The sequence below is a fragment of the Lachnospira pectinoschiza genome (genome assembly GCF_900103815.1).
Taxonomy (GTDB): Bacteria; Bacillota; Clostridia; order Lachnospirales; family Lachnospiraceae; genus Lachnospira; species Lachnospira pectinoschiza_B.
In genome coordinates this window covers 23,828-40,738 of the sequence record NZ_FNHZ01000003.1, presented here as the reverse complement: position 1 = coordinate 40,738, position 16,911 = coordinate 23,828, and the positions used below count along the sequence as shown (strand labels likewise).

Below are 16,911 nucleotides of genomic sequence, written 5' to 3'. Positions count from 1 at the left end.
ATATCCTCCATTTTTAACAAACAGGATTATTTATAGCTTATAAATTTGGTAATTCTGTGTTATTTCTCTGGGCTAGATAGTAAGAATAGAAAGGAATATTTTTCTTTAATTCCTTATATCTTTTCTTTCTAACTAGTATTTGTACTTTATCATAGATTGCTGGATTTTTCTTTAAAAATCCTTTAATCTTTGCTTTTAATCCCTGACCTTCGTTGTCAGACTTAGTTCTCCACTCTCCTGCATTTAGGTGAATTGCATAGTGTCTACCTGTTAGAGTACCGATTTCAAAATACTCCTTAGGGAAGATTACAAAGTCGCCTAAATCCTGGAACTTGTTGTTTAACTTAAAGTCTTTATAGGTCTTTAAAATGTGGTAAGTGTGATAATAATTACTTGTTGGATAACCGTAGGCAATATATTTTCCATCTACAAAATCTAGCTGCTTGCCATTAGGAGTCTTTCCAAAAACAGTGTTATCATACATATCAAGTAAATCTTTAATATACTTATTGCCTGGCTTTGCACCAATGATGGCGGTTCCTACTGAATCATCAAAGATGAAGTTAATAAAGCAAGGGTAATCAAGCAAGTTATCAAAGCTTTTGTTTACTTTAACATCTGTATCAAGATAAATTCCGCCGTATTCATATACAGCCTTTAATCTATAGTAATCTCCAATGAAGCCTAACTTTCTTTCTTTAAAGGTCTTTCTTACAAAATCATTTTCATCAAAAGAACAATTAGATTCATCCCAACGCATTATCTTATAGCCCTTTAGTTTTTCCCAAGTGTCAAGGCATTCTTTTAGGTCCTTTGGAAGTGGCTTACCGCCAAACCAGCAATAATGTAGAATCTTAGGAATTTTGTTTGTATTATTAGTCATTTGATCCTCCTAAATCTTAGCAGCTGCTTTTAACTAATTAAAAGCAAGTTAATATAAAACTGACTTCTTAATGTATTTTGAATTTGTCTTTAATTTACTATCCTCTTTTGGAATTTCCTTAAGGGGATGTGAATAGCAATCTCTACATATGAAAAGTGCAAATAAAATGTATATGTACTTTAAGTTCATAAGGGAGTCAATCCAAAATAAATTAGCATAGGCACTTACTACACCAACGAAAAGTACGATGCAATAAGGGTCTTTGTAGCGGTAAATTTTTTTCACAAAGTCTTTTAGGAAGCTAAAGATTATTAAAATGTAGCTAAAAAGACCAGGATAAGCGTAACGGATATATTCGCAAATGTAGTAATTATCTACACTGTAAACGTAGGAACCGTTAATCTCGGCACCAAAGGAACGCTTTCTACCAATACCTACAAGTGGGTTTAACCATTTTAATTTAAAAATGTCATAGAGCTGGGCTCTGTAGTTTGAAGACTCTGCCAAGGCTGAATCAGCACCGTAGTTTACAGAAAAGTTTGTTCCAAAGCCTTCATCTATAATACTTGTAATCTGAAGCATAACGTATCTACCAAAGGCCATGTTCTGTGTTAGGAATACCACCACAATCATAATAAGTATGAAAGGCACAAACACTGCCCCGAATCTTCTTTTATGTTCCTTGCTTGAAAAAATAAATAAAGCAAGAAGCTCAAAGAAGAGAATTGAAAGGGTTGAACGTGAGCCGCATAAAAATACATTTACAATAAGAAGAATCAAAAGACCTTTTCTTAAAAGGAAATCAATTCTGTTATTTTTGTAGTCAAAGACTACGAAAGGTGTCATGGTAACAAGCATAAGTCCGTATCCTAGGGAATGGATAGCAGGTCCCATGATTCTGTAACTTCCTGATCTAACAAAGGCACCAGTGTATAGGCCCTTAATGGTTTCAAGCTTTGCAAATAAACTCTCCCCAAGTAGGTATTCTATAACGCCCATAATTAGTAGGAAATATATAAATCTTATAATCCATTTGAAAACGTAATCAGCGCCATATTCTGTCTTTATTAAATAAATCAATGTAAATAAAATCAAAAATTCAATAAAGGGATTAAGAAAGGCACTAATATCTGCACGTAATACCAAAGTATATAAAGTTACGAAAATGTAGAGCCCAATGAAAATGCTATGCTTAAGTTCCATTATCATTCCTGTAAATCTCTTTACTTCCACTTGTGAGGTGAAAATGATAAATAAGACGATAATAAGCATAATACGTTGGGCAGTAAAATCGATGGCTAGGTGGAAGCCAAAGTACTGTGGAAGTACATAAATGGCAAATAAAAAGAGCCAGGCAATTTTACTATAGAAGTTCTTTTCGTACTTATCTTTTATATATTTACTTTTCATATATTCTCCAATCTAGAAAGTAAATTATTAGTTCTTAATTGCCATCATAAGCTCCACAGGAATTGACTTTCTGCTGTGATAACAATTGTTATATTTAAAGATTAGTGGGATGGTGTTAAAAATTTTCTTATCCCTTAAAATTTCAATTCGTAAATCAGTAGCCTTTATATTTTTCTTTAAAAGGTCGATTTTTTTCAAATCTTTGTCACTGGCCTCAACATAAGTTAAAGTCTGTGCATGGCTTTTCTTTAAATCCTCAAGGAAGTTAATTCTCTTTTTTAAGTCACGCATCTTATGCATGGTGACGTTGTTAGAATGAAGTCGTCTATGAAGAGTTATGCCATGATAGAAGTAGAGGCCGCCGCGAACGAGAGCCATTTTCCAAAAGAACTCATCATGAGCCCAGCCCTTATACCAGAAGTCCTTGATATCATCGTAAAAGCTTCTTCTAACAAGCATGCAGCAACCTTCACAGCCAATAAAGATGTTAGTAGAATTAAAGTCTAGCTTTACTAGCTCTTTATTGTTTGTAAAAGTCTTAGTTGCCTCTTTTGATGGTCTAGGGGCATCTTTAGAAGATACAAAGCTATCAAACTCGGAGCAGAGAAGGTCGATATTAGTGTTTGCCTCCATAAGGCTAGTCATTTTTTCCACCTTATCTTCCACCCATAAATCATCCTGATCACAAAAGAAAATGTAGTCGCCAGTTGTAAGGCTTACAGCTTTTAGAAAGTTTGAGGCATAGCCAAGATTTTCTTCATTCTTAACTAGCTTAATTAGATTTTCTAACTTCTTTTCCTTGATGTAATTAGTCACGATTTCAAAAGTCTTATCCTTTGAACCATCATCGCAAATAATGATTTCGTCTACCTTTTTAGTCTGATTAATTACTGATTCTAACTGTTCAATTATAAAGTCGGCTCCGTTATAGGAAGCCATTGCTACTGAAATTTTCATTTTACTAACCTCTCATAAGTCTAGCTAAAACTAAACTTATTAATCCTGCATTATAAGGGCTAATGAAGTTAATGTAGGTCTTTAACTTGCCCTGATAATAAGGATTCTTTTTATATTCTGGAAACCAATTCTCAAGATTATAAAAACTATCTCTAATTAGTTTCTTCTTTAATTTCTTATCTGTAACTCGTCCGATTCTGCTTATGTTGCTGCATAGCAAAATCTTAGAGATAAAGTATTCAAGTTCCTTTTTGTATTCTTCATAGAAACCCTTATCTTTATAAAAATCAATAATGTCCTTTAAAACTAGAATTATGTCCCCAGTCTTTTGCTGTGCCTTTAAGGATTTAGAGTTCATGGTAGAACCCACTCTTAAAAAGTAGTGAACAAAAGGGTCTGAGACGTAGTTACTAGTCTTAATAAAAGGAATGGTTTTTATAAAAAATGCAGTGTCCTCGTAAATTAAGCCTTCTGGGAATTTAATGTTATTCTCCTTAAGGATTGAAGCCTTGTAGAGCTTATTCCAAGGGGAAACCTGAGGATTTATAAACATATCCTTATTGTCCTTATGGGCTCTAACTTCACCTCTAGTTTTAAGCTCCTTATAGTCCCCATTCTTATCTTCTATAAAGTGAAAATAACATTCCACATAATCTGCATCATTCTTTATTGCTGACTCATACATGGTTTTAAACATATCCTCTTCCACGAAATCGTCAGAGTCTGCAAAAGCAATGTAATCTCCTGTGGCAAGAGTTATACCTAAGTTTCTTGCAGTGGCTTGACCGCCGTTTTTCTTAGATACAACTTTTACCTTGTCAGGATAGGCCCTCTTATATTCCTCTAGAATTTCTAGGGAATCATCTGTTGAGCCATCATTTATGAAAATGATTTCTATGTCCGTAAGGCTTTGACCTACAAGATGATCGGCACATCGCCTTAGATATTTTGATGTGTTATAAACTGGAACTATGATACTAACCTGCATGTCTTACCTCACTTTTGAATTTAATTTACTTGCTTGCGCTATATTTTAAACCGTAGCCGTATTCCTTACCGTACTTCTTTGTGTTGTACTTGTATTCTCTAGAGTTTACGGCGATGCCATTATAGATAAATCCGCAAATGTCAGCTCCAAGTGGCTCGATAGTTCTAATTACATTTTCTTCCTTATCAAACTTAGTGTGGTTCTCGCGAACAACTAAGACGAAGCTTGTAACGCTATCAGCAAGGGCAAGAGCATCTGCTACTTCGCCAACAGGTGGGAAGTCAATAAAGATAACATCGTAAGTTTCTTTTAAGCTCTCAAGTAAGTTTTTACATTTTTCACTAGATAATAATTCCATAGGGTTTGGAGGAATCTCACCAGCAAATAAAATGTCTAAGTTGTTATTATAGTTAAATAGTTCATAGTCCTTATTAATACCTGCAAGGTACTGGCTTAAGCCCTGACGAGAAGTAGTCTTTAATACTCTTGAGATACCGCTCTTTCTTAAGTCACCATCAATAAGTAAAACCTTCTTACCAAGGAAAGAATAGCTAATGGCAAGGTTCATAGAGTTAAGGGACTTACCCTCACCGGAATCTGCACTAGTAATGCCATAAATTGGGCATTTCTGATCCTTAGCTGTATATAAAAGCTTAGTTCTAATTGAGTTATAGGCCTCAGTAATTGTGAAAGTGCTATCCTCATTTAAAACCTTAGGGTTGTAAGAAGAATTCTTAATAACCCCCTTAGCCTCTTCAGTTTCGATTTCAGGTACATCACCAAGGATTGGAATTGTAAACATATCCTCGATTTCGTACTTCTTTCTAATGGTTGTGTTTAGTAAGCCCTTTAAGATAAAGAAGATAAAGGCAAGGATTGCACCAAAGAAGAATCCAAGGATGGCTGTAAATGGTACATTTGTCTGCTGATATGGGCTTGTTGGAAGCTCTGCAGAATCAAGCACCTGTACACCACCGGCCTTAACTAAAGTTACAATCATATCTGGTGCTAATTCACCAATTGCGTTGGCGATTTTCTGTGCATTAAGTGGGTTTGAGTCTACAACGTAAACATAGAATACGGCTGTATCTTCAACGGCACTTGTAGAGATAATATTTTTAAAAGTAGATGTTGAGTAATTAAGTCCTGTCTCCTCCTTTAAGGCTTCAAGGAATGTGTTACTCTTTAAAATCTGTGTATAGCTAGAAATGAGGTTCTTTGCCTGATTTACTTCGCTATAAGTGATATTTACAGAAGTATCTGAAGCGTAGTCTGGATCTGAGTATGCGTAAAATGAAATCTTAGCCTGATATACAGAACTACGAGTTGCATAAGCATATCCTCCAAATAAAAGTGCAGCAACTAGGCCACAAAATACCATGTAAGTGAGATTCTTCTTAATAATCCAAAGAATCTTTTCTAAATGAAAGTTAGCTACAATAATCTTAAACATAAATCTTTCCTTTCTTAATAGTTTCCTTTCCTATAGACTTTCTTCTAATCTAGCTAGGTAATCTTCTAATCTTGCAATTACTTTATCTTTACTTGAAACGTATTTGTCAAACTTGTGTGTCTTTGCTTTATTTATGAGTGAGACAAGGTCGTCCCCCTCTTCATAGATGAAGCAGAAATTCTTTTTTGAAAATGCTTTCGCAATCTCTATCTGGTGATCATCCACATGTTCCTTAAACTTCGCTAGTCTAGGGGCTACAATTATAGGCTTGTCCTTATTAAGGGCCTTTAAAATTGTTCCTACCCCGCTGTGACTAATTATCAAGGAAGCCTCCTCCATCTTTTTAGTAAATTCTTCATTTGAAAGAAAGTCTAAATACTGGTAATTTCTTGGCTTATAATCGCTGTTTCCAACTTGAGCAAATATTTCCTCTTTTATAAGGCCTTCTTCTTTTAAGTCATCTACAAGTTTTAATAGTCTGTTAAATTGGAACTTCTGAGTTCCTAGTGAAATAAATATCATAAAAGTCTCCTAAAAGATTCCACCAATATATTCAGCCTCTGGGAAAAATTCTTTGCATTCCTCCCACTGCACACAGAATAAATCAGCTTTCTTTTTCATTAACTTTCCTGTAAGAGAGGCAGAATCAACTCTTGCAAAGGATTCAATATAGATTACCTTTGCTCCAAGTCTCTTTGCCACCACACAAAAAGGATAGGTCATTAGGGCACCGGTTGAAATTACAACGTCGGGTCTTTCCTTTTTTAGGATTTTCCTTGCCTTTAAAAATAGTTTTATAAAGGCAGGGATAAAATCCTTTTGTTTTCTATTTATCTGTGGCACTTTTATGCATTTGTTTCCCCAAAGGGTCTTCTCCTGGCCACCTTCTTCAGTTACTAAAAAAGAGTCATACTTTTTTGCAATTGGATACAGGCAGGATATTTCTTCTAAATGTCCTCCTGAAGAGGCTAAAAAAGCAATCTTCATAATGTCTCCTTTAATATGCATCATTTCTACCAATTACTGACACAAAGGTCTTTAATAAAATCTTTAGGTCTAGTGATGGTGTCCAATTGTCAATGTATTCCACATCTAAGTCAACTACTTCTTCAAAGTCTGTGATTTTACTACGGCCATTTACCTGCCAATTTCCCGTAATACCTGGCCAAATAACAAGTCGCTTCCAGTGTCTTTGAGTGTAGTTGCTTACTTCATCCACTGTGGGAGGCCTGGTACCCACCAAACTCATATCACCCTTTAAAACATTAAATAACTGTGGTAGCTCATCAATACTTGTCTTTCTTATAAAACGTCCAACCTTTGTGATTCGTGGATCATCACTCATTTTAAACATAAGGTTGTTGTTCATTTGATTATTTTTTAACAAATCTTTCTTCTTTGCTTCGGCATCGTTACACATGCTTCGAAGTTTATACATATCAAAGATTCGTCCATTTTTACCAACTCTTCTTTGTTTAAAGAAAACTGGTCCCTTTGAATCAAGCTTTATTGCAATAGCTGTAACTAAAACAATTGGGGAAGTTACAACGATAAGAATCGAACTAACTATAATATCAAATAATCTTTTAAAGAATTTTGTAGACATACTAAGAGGTACTGCGTGATATGTCATAACAGGATACTTTCCGATACTACTTACGTAGCGCTGAACACTGTTAGATTTATATACATTAAGGATAAGTCTTGTAGTAACTCCCATTACATTACATATATCCATAATGTTCTGAATTGTAGCAATATCTTTCTCATGCTTACTCATTATAAAAATTTGGTCAATATTGTTATTCTGAATGATTTCAACTAAATCATCTATGTTTCCAAGATAGTTGGCATCTTTTCCCTGCTCCCTGTCAAAGGAAAGAAAGCCTACGATTTCAGCATTGAAATTACTTCTATGCATACAATGGATGAAATCCTTATAATCTCTCTTGTTTCCAATCATGATAGAACGTTGTGATAGCAAATGAGTCTTTGTAACTAAGTATCTATTAAACATTGCATTAATTAAGAGCAATATAAAATAAATAATGACAAAGAAGAATAGCTGGAATGCATTTTCATAAATTCTTCTATCATGTGTAAGGTAAGGTAGCAATACATTTACAGCTAAACTTAAAAGATAGGATCTTGTAACAAATAATACGAATCTATCTCTGTAAAAGAAGGTTGTAACATTATATGCCCTTGTGTCCTTGTTGGTCATTATATAAATAATGACGATACCTAAACAAACTGCCCATAGATCTGAAAATAGACTTGCTTCATCTAGGTAATAATGGTTAATTATTGCAGCAATATAGTAGGAAAAAATCCCTAGCAATATGTCTGTCAACATGTAAACAAAGTTGGTGTTAGCTCCACCGTTTCGTCGGTACATGCTTTTACCGACTATTTTCCCTAATTTAGCACCCATAGAGTCTCCCGTCCTCACTATTTTAAAATAAATTGATTTTAGAAAAAATCAGATATGATTTTAACACTATATTGCAATTCTTTTCAATAGTTTCCAATGAGGTTTTATATATAAATTTTAGTATTTTATTGACATTATACTGTCACTGCTTTCTGTATCTATAAAAGATATAGTAAGGCTTAACTTTCCCGAATTAAATGCATTGGAATATTCTTCTTTAGTTATGGCCTGATAGCTATCATTTATACCTACTCTTATGTACTTTGCTCCCTCTGGTACTTCAAAGGTGTTGTTCTTGTAACCGTAGTCACTATTGTTTGTTTCTATGACATTCATATTTTCATCGTAAAAATGTACATAGTGTATCTTTGTTGTTGCATATTCTTCAGTGGAATTAAGATTTAAACTGATATAGTTAACATTTTCAGAAATCTCAATTCCTGTAGCTTGATTTCCTGTAACAATGGTGCCCCAGTACTTATCTTCCACTAGTTCACCCGTAGTTTGATTTAGTCGCATCCAGAGGAAATTCTCCATGCTATCAAGACAGTAGCTATTAGTTGCCATGTAAACGCTAGGATTTATTAGGGCTTTTATAATGTCTGTCCTTGAACTTTCTAAATCTTTTCTATTAATAATTGCATAGTCATTAATGGAACCATTGTCCCAGTAAATGCACTTAATACCGTGATTGGCGGCATTGGCTACATAGTTTGAGGCATGAATATCTCTATATTCCACAGGCTTAAAGCTTTTATTAGAGCTTCCAAACTCTCCAATAATTATTGGAAGCTCATACTTTTTAGAGTATTCTTCTAAGTTAGCAAAGAAGCTATCAATCTCATCTGTGTAAACCGTTGAGTAATCATGAACCGTAAGGATTAATCTATCCTCTGCACTATCCTCTGGCACAACAAAGCTTTCAAGGTAATTAGTTTCCGCTCCATCAAGAAGGGTTGGAATCATAAGAAGTCTGTTGGTGTTATTGCCACCAGTCTCTCTTACTGTGTCTACAAAAATCTGATTTAGCTTATTAACCTGTTGTGCAGCCTTGGCACTATAATTCCAGCTTTGCTCTAAATTGTCCACTTCGTTGTAGCTCTCAAAAATCAAGCGTTCATCGTAATCTTTAAAGTAGTTTGCAATTTCACTCCAAAGCATGGCAGCGTTTGCGTATACATTTTCCATCTCCTCATCACTGACACCGGTATAGATAAGCTCCTGCTCGTGGTGAGTATCAAGAATCACATAAAGACCGTCCTCAAGGGCGTAGTCCACAACTGTTTGCACGCGGTCAAGCCACTCTTCATAAACTTTCAAGTTTCCATTAGAATCCACATAGGTGTTGTAATACCAGGTCACGGGAATTCTTATGGTGTTAAAGCCGGATTCCTTCACATAGTCAATTAGGTCCTTTGAAACTGTAGGGTTTCCCCAAGAAGTTTCCTGCTCTAGATTAGCGCTCTCGCCTCTATCTCCGTAGTGGGAATCAAGGGAATTACCAAGATTCCAGCCTACATTCATTGAGGCAACAAAGTCTGTTGCAGATAAATCTGACATGTTAGTGTTGTGCTCATATTTTGTAAAGAGGCTTAAGTCTATGGTCACATTTTCCTTAAAGAGTTTTTCAAAAATTAAGTAGCCCTCCGTGTCGTTTGCGCTAACACTTACAGCAATATAGTTTGTAGACTCGCTAGGAGTAAAAAACTCACCGTTCTCAAAGGAATTGCTTTGTAAATAGTTGCCTTCGCTGTCAAACTCGCTAATCTGCATTGTAAGATAGTGGTTTGAAAGGCTGATGAGGTATTTGCTGTTGCTGGCCTCTAGATTTAGGTAGTATTTAACTCTTAAAGAGCTTGATTCTACCGCGATTCCTTCTTTATAAAAACGACCGGATTCGTAATTGTCAAAGTCTGTGAAGTCAAAGTCTGATAGAGATACATTTTCAAGGGTCTCATATCTAAAGCTATCACTAAAATCAATGACTAGGCCGTCCTTTAGTAAATCAAGACAGTCACTGCCCCAATCGCTGGATCTTAAAATTATGCCAATATAGGCGCATTCTGGGCTCTTTGCCTTGTAACTACTAAGGTTTTTATAGCTTCCTGCGTAATCAAGCCATTTGCCGTTTTCGTCGTATTCGCTGATTTCTATGTTAACCCTGTAGTCGTTAACATTTACGCAATAGGTCTTGTCTGTATCGATTCTGTAAAAATCTCTAGTGCAATAGCTACCGCTATCAGAAGAATAGGAACCGCCCCAAGATAGGTAATAGCCGACTCTATAGTTACTATAATTTGAAAGGGAACCAGAACTTATATATGTGGAAAGTTTGGAATCATCCTCTGAAATGTCATCTAGATTGTTGATTTGTTCTAAATTGATGGAGGAAGTAAGTTGCTCCTCTAGGCTTTCTTTAGTGTTTGTAACTAGCTCTCCACTTTCGTATTCATAAAGGGAGAAGCTAACTTTATCTGTGTCCTCGTTTAAGGAAAATATATCGTGATCCCCTAAATCTGTGGACTTGATAAACAAATTATCTTCTGTATATTCATTAATAATTAGGCGCAGGGCACTGTTAATACTGATTCGATAAGAACTTGAATCAATACGGTAAAGGGCCTTAATGCATAGGTAATTATTATCTTTATTAAAATGTATCTGATCATCAACGATACCAGAACTAAAATCAGATTTAGAAAGGCTTATAGTGCTTTCGCCTCTGCAATCTTTAACCTCTAGTTTGCTATCTTTATTTGTAAATATTAATGTCCTAATAACTATTAATAGTAAAATGACTGCAATTGCTGCAATCCCTATTATTAGAGTTGGTTTTTTAAGTCTCATTTAACTAGCTCCTCTAAAAGATTTCGCTAATTATTTTACTGTATATAGCTATAAAATAAAAGAATTTTTTTAATAAAGAAAATTTATATTTAGCTACAAAAATAAACATTATAATCTAATTGATACATTTTTTAAAAGATGATAAAATTTTTAATTGTAAAGACAAAATAAAATTGGAGGATTTTATGGGAGAGTATGTTTTAAGTTGCTGTTCTACAGCGGACGTTAATAATGAGTGGTATAAAAATCGCGACATAAATAAAATTTACTTTCACTTAAGTGTAGGTGGAGATGAATATGATGACAACATTGGTGTAACTATTACTCAGGAAGATTTGTTTAAGAGAATGTTAAAGGGCGAGGAAGCTCATTCTTCTCAGGTTAATGTTTCAGAATATACAGAGTATTTCGAAAAATTCTTAAAGGAAGGCAAGGACATTTTACATGTTACTTTAACTTCTGGTATCTCAGGTACAATTAACTCGGCTAGAATTGCTGCAGATGAATTATCTGAGAGTTACCCTGATAGAAAGATTTACATTGTGGATTCTTTCGGAGCTTCAGCAGGTTATGGCTTACTTATGGATAAACTTGCTGACCTTAGAGATGAGGGTAAGACTATTGATGAAGTTAAGGATTTTGCCCTCGCTAATAGACTTAAGCTTCAGAGCTGGTTCTTCTCAAACGACCTTACTTTCTTTATTAAGGGTGGAAGAATTTCTAAGGCTTCAGGTACTATTGGAAATATGCTTAACATTTGTCCTTTCATGGAAGTTGCAAAGGATGGTACACTTCAGGTTAGAGAGAAGATCAGAACTAAGAAAAAGGTTATTAAGAGAATGGTTTCTAAGATTGAAGAGACTGCCGAAAATGGCCTTGATTATTCAGGTAAAATCTGGATTAGTACAAGTGATATGCAGTCAGCTCTTGAAACAAAGGCTGCAATCGAGGAGAAGTTTACTAAAGTAAGTGAAATTCAGATTAGTTTAATTGGTGGAACAATCGGCGTTCACACAGGCCCTGGTACAGTTGCTGTATTCTTCTGGGGTTCTGAGAGAATTTAGAATTTAGAAATTATTATAATAAAGAAAGCCTGTAGGGACTTGTAGTTGCAAATCCTTACAGGCTTATTTTTATTGACTTTATATTCTTTGTTTATATCTTGTCCTTAGTTGTTATCTTTCTTGTAGTGTTTATCTTTCCCTTAGTTTCTTGCGTAGAGCTTGTTCTCCCATTTTCCACGGATTAATCTTACAAGGAAAATGATTCCTCGAACTGTAAGTTCTGTTGCCATGGCAATCCAAACGCCCTTTAGGCCAAGAGGCTTTACAAGCATGATGGATAGTGGAACTCTTACGCACCACAAGCTAAATAGGCACATAAGGCTTGGGGCGAGGGTATCGCCGGCACCTCTAAAGACACCGGAAGCTACAATACTTGCAGCAAAGAAAGGTTCTGCGAAGGCTTCAATTCTAAGCACTGTTACGCCAAGGGCCTTAATTGCTGGGTCTGGGGTTAGGATTCCAATCATTATTGGAGCAAGGAAGTACATTAAAATACCAGTTAAGGTCATGATAATTACACCTGTTCCAATGGCAATATAGCCAAGTTTCTTGGTTTGATCCTTTCTACCAGCACCGATGGACTGGCCAATGATTGTTGTAGCTGCGGACTGCACACCATAACCTGGCATGTAGCAAAGGGCCTCTGCTGTAACTGCAAAGGAATTGGCTGCCACTGAGATAGAACCTAGTGGAGCAATAATTCTTGTAACTGCCACGGATGCGCCGCTTGTGATTCCTCTTTCACAGGCAAGTGGAAGGGAAATTTTAAAGGCTTTCTTAATGTCAGCTAGCTGAATCTTTAACTTTTCATCCTTTCTTAGATGGAGAATGTCTGACTTAGCAAACATGTAGTAAATTAAAAATGCAGTAACTACTATGTAAGATACGCCTGTACCTAGAGCTGCACCAGCAACTCCAAGGCCTGCACCATAAATCTTTAGCTTTAGGCCAAGGATGTTATAAGTTGCAGTTGGGAAAATGAATATGAAGTTAAATATCATATCCAAAATAAACATTAATGTGTCACAGATGCTAGGAATCTTCATATTGCCGCTAGCCTGTATCATGGCACAGGTGATGTAGTTAATCATAAACACCGGAATAAATGCGCCATATACTAATAAGTAAAGTGTTGCGTTATGTCTTATCTCTTCTGCTCCACCAAGCCATCCTGGTAAATAGAAGGAAATTGACATAACAAGAGCCATTAGAAGAAGGGCAATAAGCATATCAATAATTACGCCGGTCTTCATAAGATTTCTTGCTCGTTTGTTGTCTTTTGCACCGATAGAGTGAGCCATTTGCACACTAAAACCTTCAACTAGGGAGATCATAATTCCACCAATAACCCATGTACTTGAAGAAACCAAGCCAATTGAGGCAGAATCATTAGCACCGAGTCGCCCTACCATTGATGCATCTATATATTGCATTACAATAGATGAAATCTGGGCTAAAATAGCAGGTCCGGAAAGCTTAAGGATTAGTTGTACGCGCTGGTTAAAGCTTAAAGGTTCACCATCTCGTAGTGCTCTTAAGTAATCTTTTTTCATTTTCCTACTCCTTACGGAACATATATAAAGTGAGAATTCATGCTAGCACAAATTCTCACTGTAGTCTATTAATTATATATTAAATTTTACTTTTGTCTAGTGCTTTTGAAAATGTATTGTTAGTTTGAACGCAGTGTAAGCTTTGTCTACTTTCTATAGACAATCTTATTCTTGCCGTGAGTTTTGGCGCTATATAATAGGTCATCAACTCCCTTTAGGCAGCTATTCATGTCATTAAATTTATGACAGGCTACAAGTCCGATACTTACTGTAGCTATAAGGTTTGGAGCGTCCTTCCACTTAGTGTTTTCAAGACTTGTTCTTATGCTTTCTGCTTTTAAATAAGCTTGCTCAAAATCCTTTGCTCTATAAAGACACATGAATTCTTCTCCACCATATCTTGAGGCAAGCTCTCCTATCTCTTCATTAACAGATGTTCTTAGCTTATTGGAAAAATCTATTAGGACTTTATCGCCAAATAAATGTCCGTATGTGTCATTTATTTTCTTAAAATTATCTAAGTCGTACATGGCAATATAATAATTTCCGTTGTCTTCTATATTTGCATATAAATCAAATAGTACACTATAGAGATGACGTCTATTATAAAGGCCAGACAACTCGTCCATAATGCTTGTTTTCTGTAGCTCTAAAACTAGCTGATTATTCTTTTCATGCTCCTTACGATAAGCGTTAAGAGTCATAAGCGTAAGGCAAAAGATTGCAATACCTGCAGCAATTAGGGCAATTGTGTTGTCAAAATATCTAGCGCTCTTTGAAAGAATTGAAGTATCAAAAAGACTGTGCATTTCAAAATATGGCAACCATAAAACAAATATATGAACAATTAAAGTCACCACAAGACAGACAATGCCTTGAATTCCCTCTAATAGTAATGCAATCAGGAAAAAACTGGTTAGCATGTATAGAGGTGAACCAGAATCAATGCCTCCACAAGTTAAATATATAAATGGTAATAAAACACAGCAAAATAGATAAGTATAAACTAATTTGCCTAATTTAACTTTTTTAAGGTGGAAGCTTAAATATCCAACTACTGCCATTATAATAAAAGAGATAAAAACAATAAGGCTTGAAAATAAACCTGAGCCTTCTATAAGTGTGATAATAGAAGTAGCAAGGGTTAGAAAAGAACTGATAGAAATAACGTTTATATAAATCTTTTCGTTAAGATCAGTGTTCTTATTGTAGAAATCTCGTAAGTCCTTTTTAAATTCCATATTAATATCCTTACGCTAACAAATTTTACTATTCTGATTATAACACATTTGTTTTTTATTATAAAGAAAAAGGACTAGGAAACTATTTAGTTTTCACTAATAATTTCCTAGTCTTTCTAGTATATTATAGAAACTTTAGTCTAATGTATCGATGATATCAAGACTATGTGTCTCGTTCATCTGCTTACACATTTCAATGAACTTCTCAAGTGGAACATTGTTAAGCTTCTTGTTAGTACCTCTGATGTTGATAGATACTGTTCTTTCAGCAACTTCCTTATCACCAATAACGATGATATATGGATCCTTGTAGTTCTTGAATGTCTTAATCTTAGAATTCATGTTGTTATCTGAGTAGTTAGCTTCTACTCTAACGCCAGCCTTATCAAGTAAGTCAGCAACTTCCTTAGCATATTCGTTATGCTCTGGTAAAATAGGAACAACACCTACCTGGTATGGTGATAACCAGAATGGGAATGCACCCTTGAAGTTTTCTGTAATAATACCGAAGAATCTTTCGAATGAACCAAAGATAGCTCTATGTAATACTACAGGCTGCTTCATTGAACCATCAGCTGCAACATACTTAAGTTCGAAGTTCTTTGGAAGCTGGAAGTCAAGCTGGATTGTACCAGTCTGCCATTCTCTACCAAGGCAATCCTTCATCTTTAAGTCAATCTTAGGACCGTAGAATGCGCCATCACCTTCGTTGATTTCGTATCCGCCTTCGCCAAACATTTCATTTAATACGTTCTTTAAGCTTTCTTCAGCCTTGTTCCATACATTGATATCACCCATGAAATCATCTGGTCTTGTAGATAATTCTACTCTGTATGTTAAACCGAATGTATTATAAATGTCGTTAGCAATTGACATGATGTTCTTGATTTCTGAACCAATCTGATCTTCTGTTACAAATAAATGGCAGTCATCCTGACGGAATAACTGAACTCTAAATAAACCATTTAACTGACCAGACTTTTCCTTACGGTGTACAAGGTCTGTTTCGTTGTAACGGATTGGAAGATCCTTGTATGAATGCTGCTTTCTTCTATAAACCATCATAGCGTTAGGACAGTTCATTGGCTTAAGAGCAAACTTAAAGATATCATCTGGATCTGTATCGTCATCTGCTTCTTCATTGTACATAAGGAACATGTTGTTCTTATAATGAGCCCAGTGACCAGATGTCTTCCAAAGTACTGTTGAGTTTACAACAGGAGCTGCGATTTCTTCGTAACCCTTCTTATCATGGATGCCTCTCCAGTAATCAAGTAAGGCATTAAACATCTTCCATCCTCTTGGTAACCAGTAAGGCATACCAGGAGCTGTCTCATCAAACATAAATAAATCAAGAGCTGGACCAATCTTCTTATGGTCTCTTTCAAGAGCTTCCTGAATTAACTTCTTGTGTTCCTTAAGCTGCTGCTTGTCTGGGAATGCGTAAACATAGATTCTCTGAAGCATATCTCTATGTTCGTCACCTCTCCAGTAAGCACCTGAAACTGACTTGATTTCAAAGGATGCTGATAATAATTCCTGTGCGTTAGGTACGTGTGGTCCACGACATAAATCATAGAAATCATCACCTGTGTTATATACTGTAATCTTCTCACCTTCTGGTAAGTCGTTAATTAATTCAACCTTAAATTTCTGATCTGCAAAAAGCTTTAAAGCTTCTTCCTTAGAAACTTCCTTAACTGTGAAATCTTCTTTTCTCTTTAAGATTTCTGTCATCTTGTTCTCGATAGTCTTGTAATCTTCCTTAGTTACTGTTCTAGGTAAGATAAAGTCATAATAAAAACCATCTGCAATCTGAGGTCCGATTGCTATCTGTACATTTTCCTTACCGAAAATTTCCATTACTGCCTTAGCAAGAATGTGAGCAAGTGAATGGCGGTAAACCTCTAAATACTCCTCTTTAACCATTATTGGCCTCCTTAAAAATATAAATGTAGTCTAAAGCTTACGCTTTAAAAAAGCCGGGACGATAAAAAAAGCCCCATACACTAAAATCAAAGCTAATAAGAAATTAAGATGAATAAATATAAAGGGAGCAATCATCTTAATTATTACACTTA

13 protein-coding genes are annotated in these 16,911 nt (G+C 35.4%); 1 reads left to right on the top strand and 12 read right to left on the bottom strand.

Annotated elements, in window-relative coordinates; translation table 11 throughout:
• Nucleotides 1–37 precede the first annotated feature (37 nt).
• The 9 genes from BLQ66_RS06025 to BLQ66_RS05985 all read right to left on the bottom strand — a co-directional run bounded on the left by BLQ66_RS06025 (nt 38) and on the right by BLQ66_RS05985 (nt 10,972).
• Nucleotides 38–883 (bottom strand): glycosyltransferase family 32 protein, encoded by an 846-nt coding sequence (locus BLQ66_RS06025; protein WP_051195428.1) that lies wholly within the window; start codon nt 881–883, stop codon nt 38–40.
• Nucleotides 884–931: 48 nt separating this feature from the next.
• Nucleotides 932–2,293, bottom strand: a complete 1,362-nt coding sequence (locus BLQ66_RS06020) for an O-antigen ligase family protein (RefSeq protein WP_074521397.1) — start codon at nt 2,291–2,293, stop codon at nt 932–934.
• 27 nt (nt 2,294–2,320) lie between these two features.
• Nucleotides 2,321–3,250 carry a glycosyltransferase gene (locus BLQ66_RS06015; protein WP_074521396.1) on the bottom strand — a complete coding sequence of 310 codons (930 nt, stop codon included), beginning with the start codon at nt 3,248–3,250 and terminating at the stop codon, nt 2,321–2,323.
• Between the two features lie 4 nt (nt 3,251–3,254).
• Entirely contained in the window at nt 3,255–4,238 is a 984-nt protein-coding gene (locus BLQ66_RS06010; protein WP_074521395.1) for a glycosyltransferase family 2 protein, read from the bottom strand.
• Nucleotides 4,239–4,263: 25 nt separating this feature from the next.
• On the bottom strand, nt 4,264–5,691 hold the full coding sequence (locus BLQ66_RS06005) for a tyrosine-protein kinase domain-containing protein (protein WP_074521394.1): 1,428 nt from the start codon (nt 5,689–5,691) through the stop codon (nt 4,264–4,266).
• Nucleotides 5,692–5,721: 30 nt separating this feature from the next.
• Entirely contained in the window at nt 5,722–6,213 is a 492-nt protein-coding gene (gene pssE / locus BLQ66_RS06000; RefSeq protein WP_074521393.1) for a PssE/Cps14G family polysaccharide biosynthesis glycosyltransferase, read from the bottom strand.
• Between the two features lie 9 nt (nt 6,214–6,222).
• Nucleotides 6,223–6,678 carry a PssD/Cps14F family polysaccharide biosynthesis glycosyltransferase gene (gene pssD, locus BLQ66_RS05995; RefSeq protein WP_074521392.1) on the bottom strand — a complete coding sequence of 152 codons (456 nt, stop codon included), beginning with the start codon at nt 6,676–6,678 and terminating at the stop codon, nt 6,223–6,225.
• Nucleotides 6,679–6,688: 10 nt separating this feature from the next.
• The gene (locus tag BLQ66_RS05990; RefSeq protein ID WP_074521391.1) at nt 6,689–8,125 is read right to left on the bottom strand and encodes a sugar transferase; all 1,437 of its coding nucleotides are present in this window, start codon (nt 8,123–8,125) and stop codon (nt 6,689–6,691) included.
• 117 nt (nt 8,126–8,242) lie between these two features.
• A complete protein-coding gene (locus BLQ66_RS05985) occupies nt 8,243–10,972 on the bottom strand; it encodes a glycoside hydrolase family 5 protein (protein WP_074521390.1) in 2,730 nt (909 codons plus the stop codon).
• 185 nt (nt 10,973–11,157) lie between these two features.
• Here BLQ66_RS05985 and BLQ66_RS05980 point away from each other — a divergent pair, with 185 nt between their 5' ends.
• Nucleotides 11,158–12,036, top strand: a complete 879-nt coding sequence (locus BLQ66_RS05980; protein ID WP_074521389.1) for a DegV family protein — start codon at nt 11,158–11,160, stop codon at nt 12,034–12,036.
• A 140-nt stretch (nt 12,037–12,176) separates the two neighbouring features.
• Here the strand turns inward: BLQ66_RS05980 and BLQ66_RS05975 are convergent, their stop codons facing one another.
• The 3 genes from BLQ66_RS05975 to thrS form a co-directional block, all read right to left on the bottom strand.
• Nucleotides 12,177–13,589: an MATE family efflux transporter gene (locus BLQ66_RS05975; RefSeq protein WP_074521388.1), complete on the bottom strand. Its 1,413-nt coding sequence runs from the start codon at nt 13,587–13,589 to the stop codon at nt 12,177–12,179.
• A 146-nt stretch (nt 13,590–13,735) separates the two neighbouring features.
• The gene (locus BLQ66_RS05970) at nt 13,736–14,830 is read right to left on the bottom strand and encodes a GGDEF domain-containing protein (protein WP_074521387.1); all 1,095 of its coding nucleotides are present in this window, start codon (nt 14,828–14,830) and stop codon (nt 13,736–13,738) included.
• Between the two features lie 135 nt (nt 14,831–14,965).
• A complete protein-coding gene (gene thrS / locus BLQ66_RS05965) occupies nt 14,966–16,759 on the bottom strand; it encodes a threonine--tRNA ligase (protein ID WP_074521386.1) in 1,794 nt (597 codons plus the stop codon).
• Nucleotides 16,760–16,911: the final 152 nt, after the last annotated feature.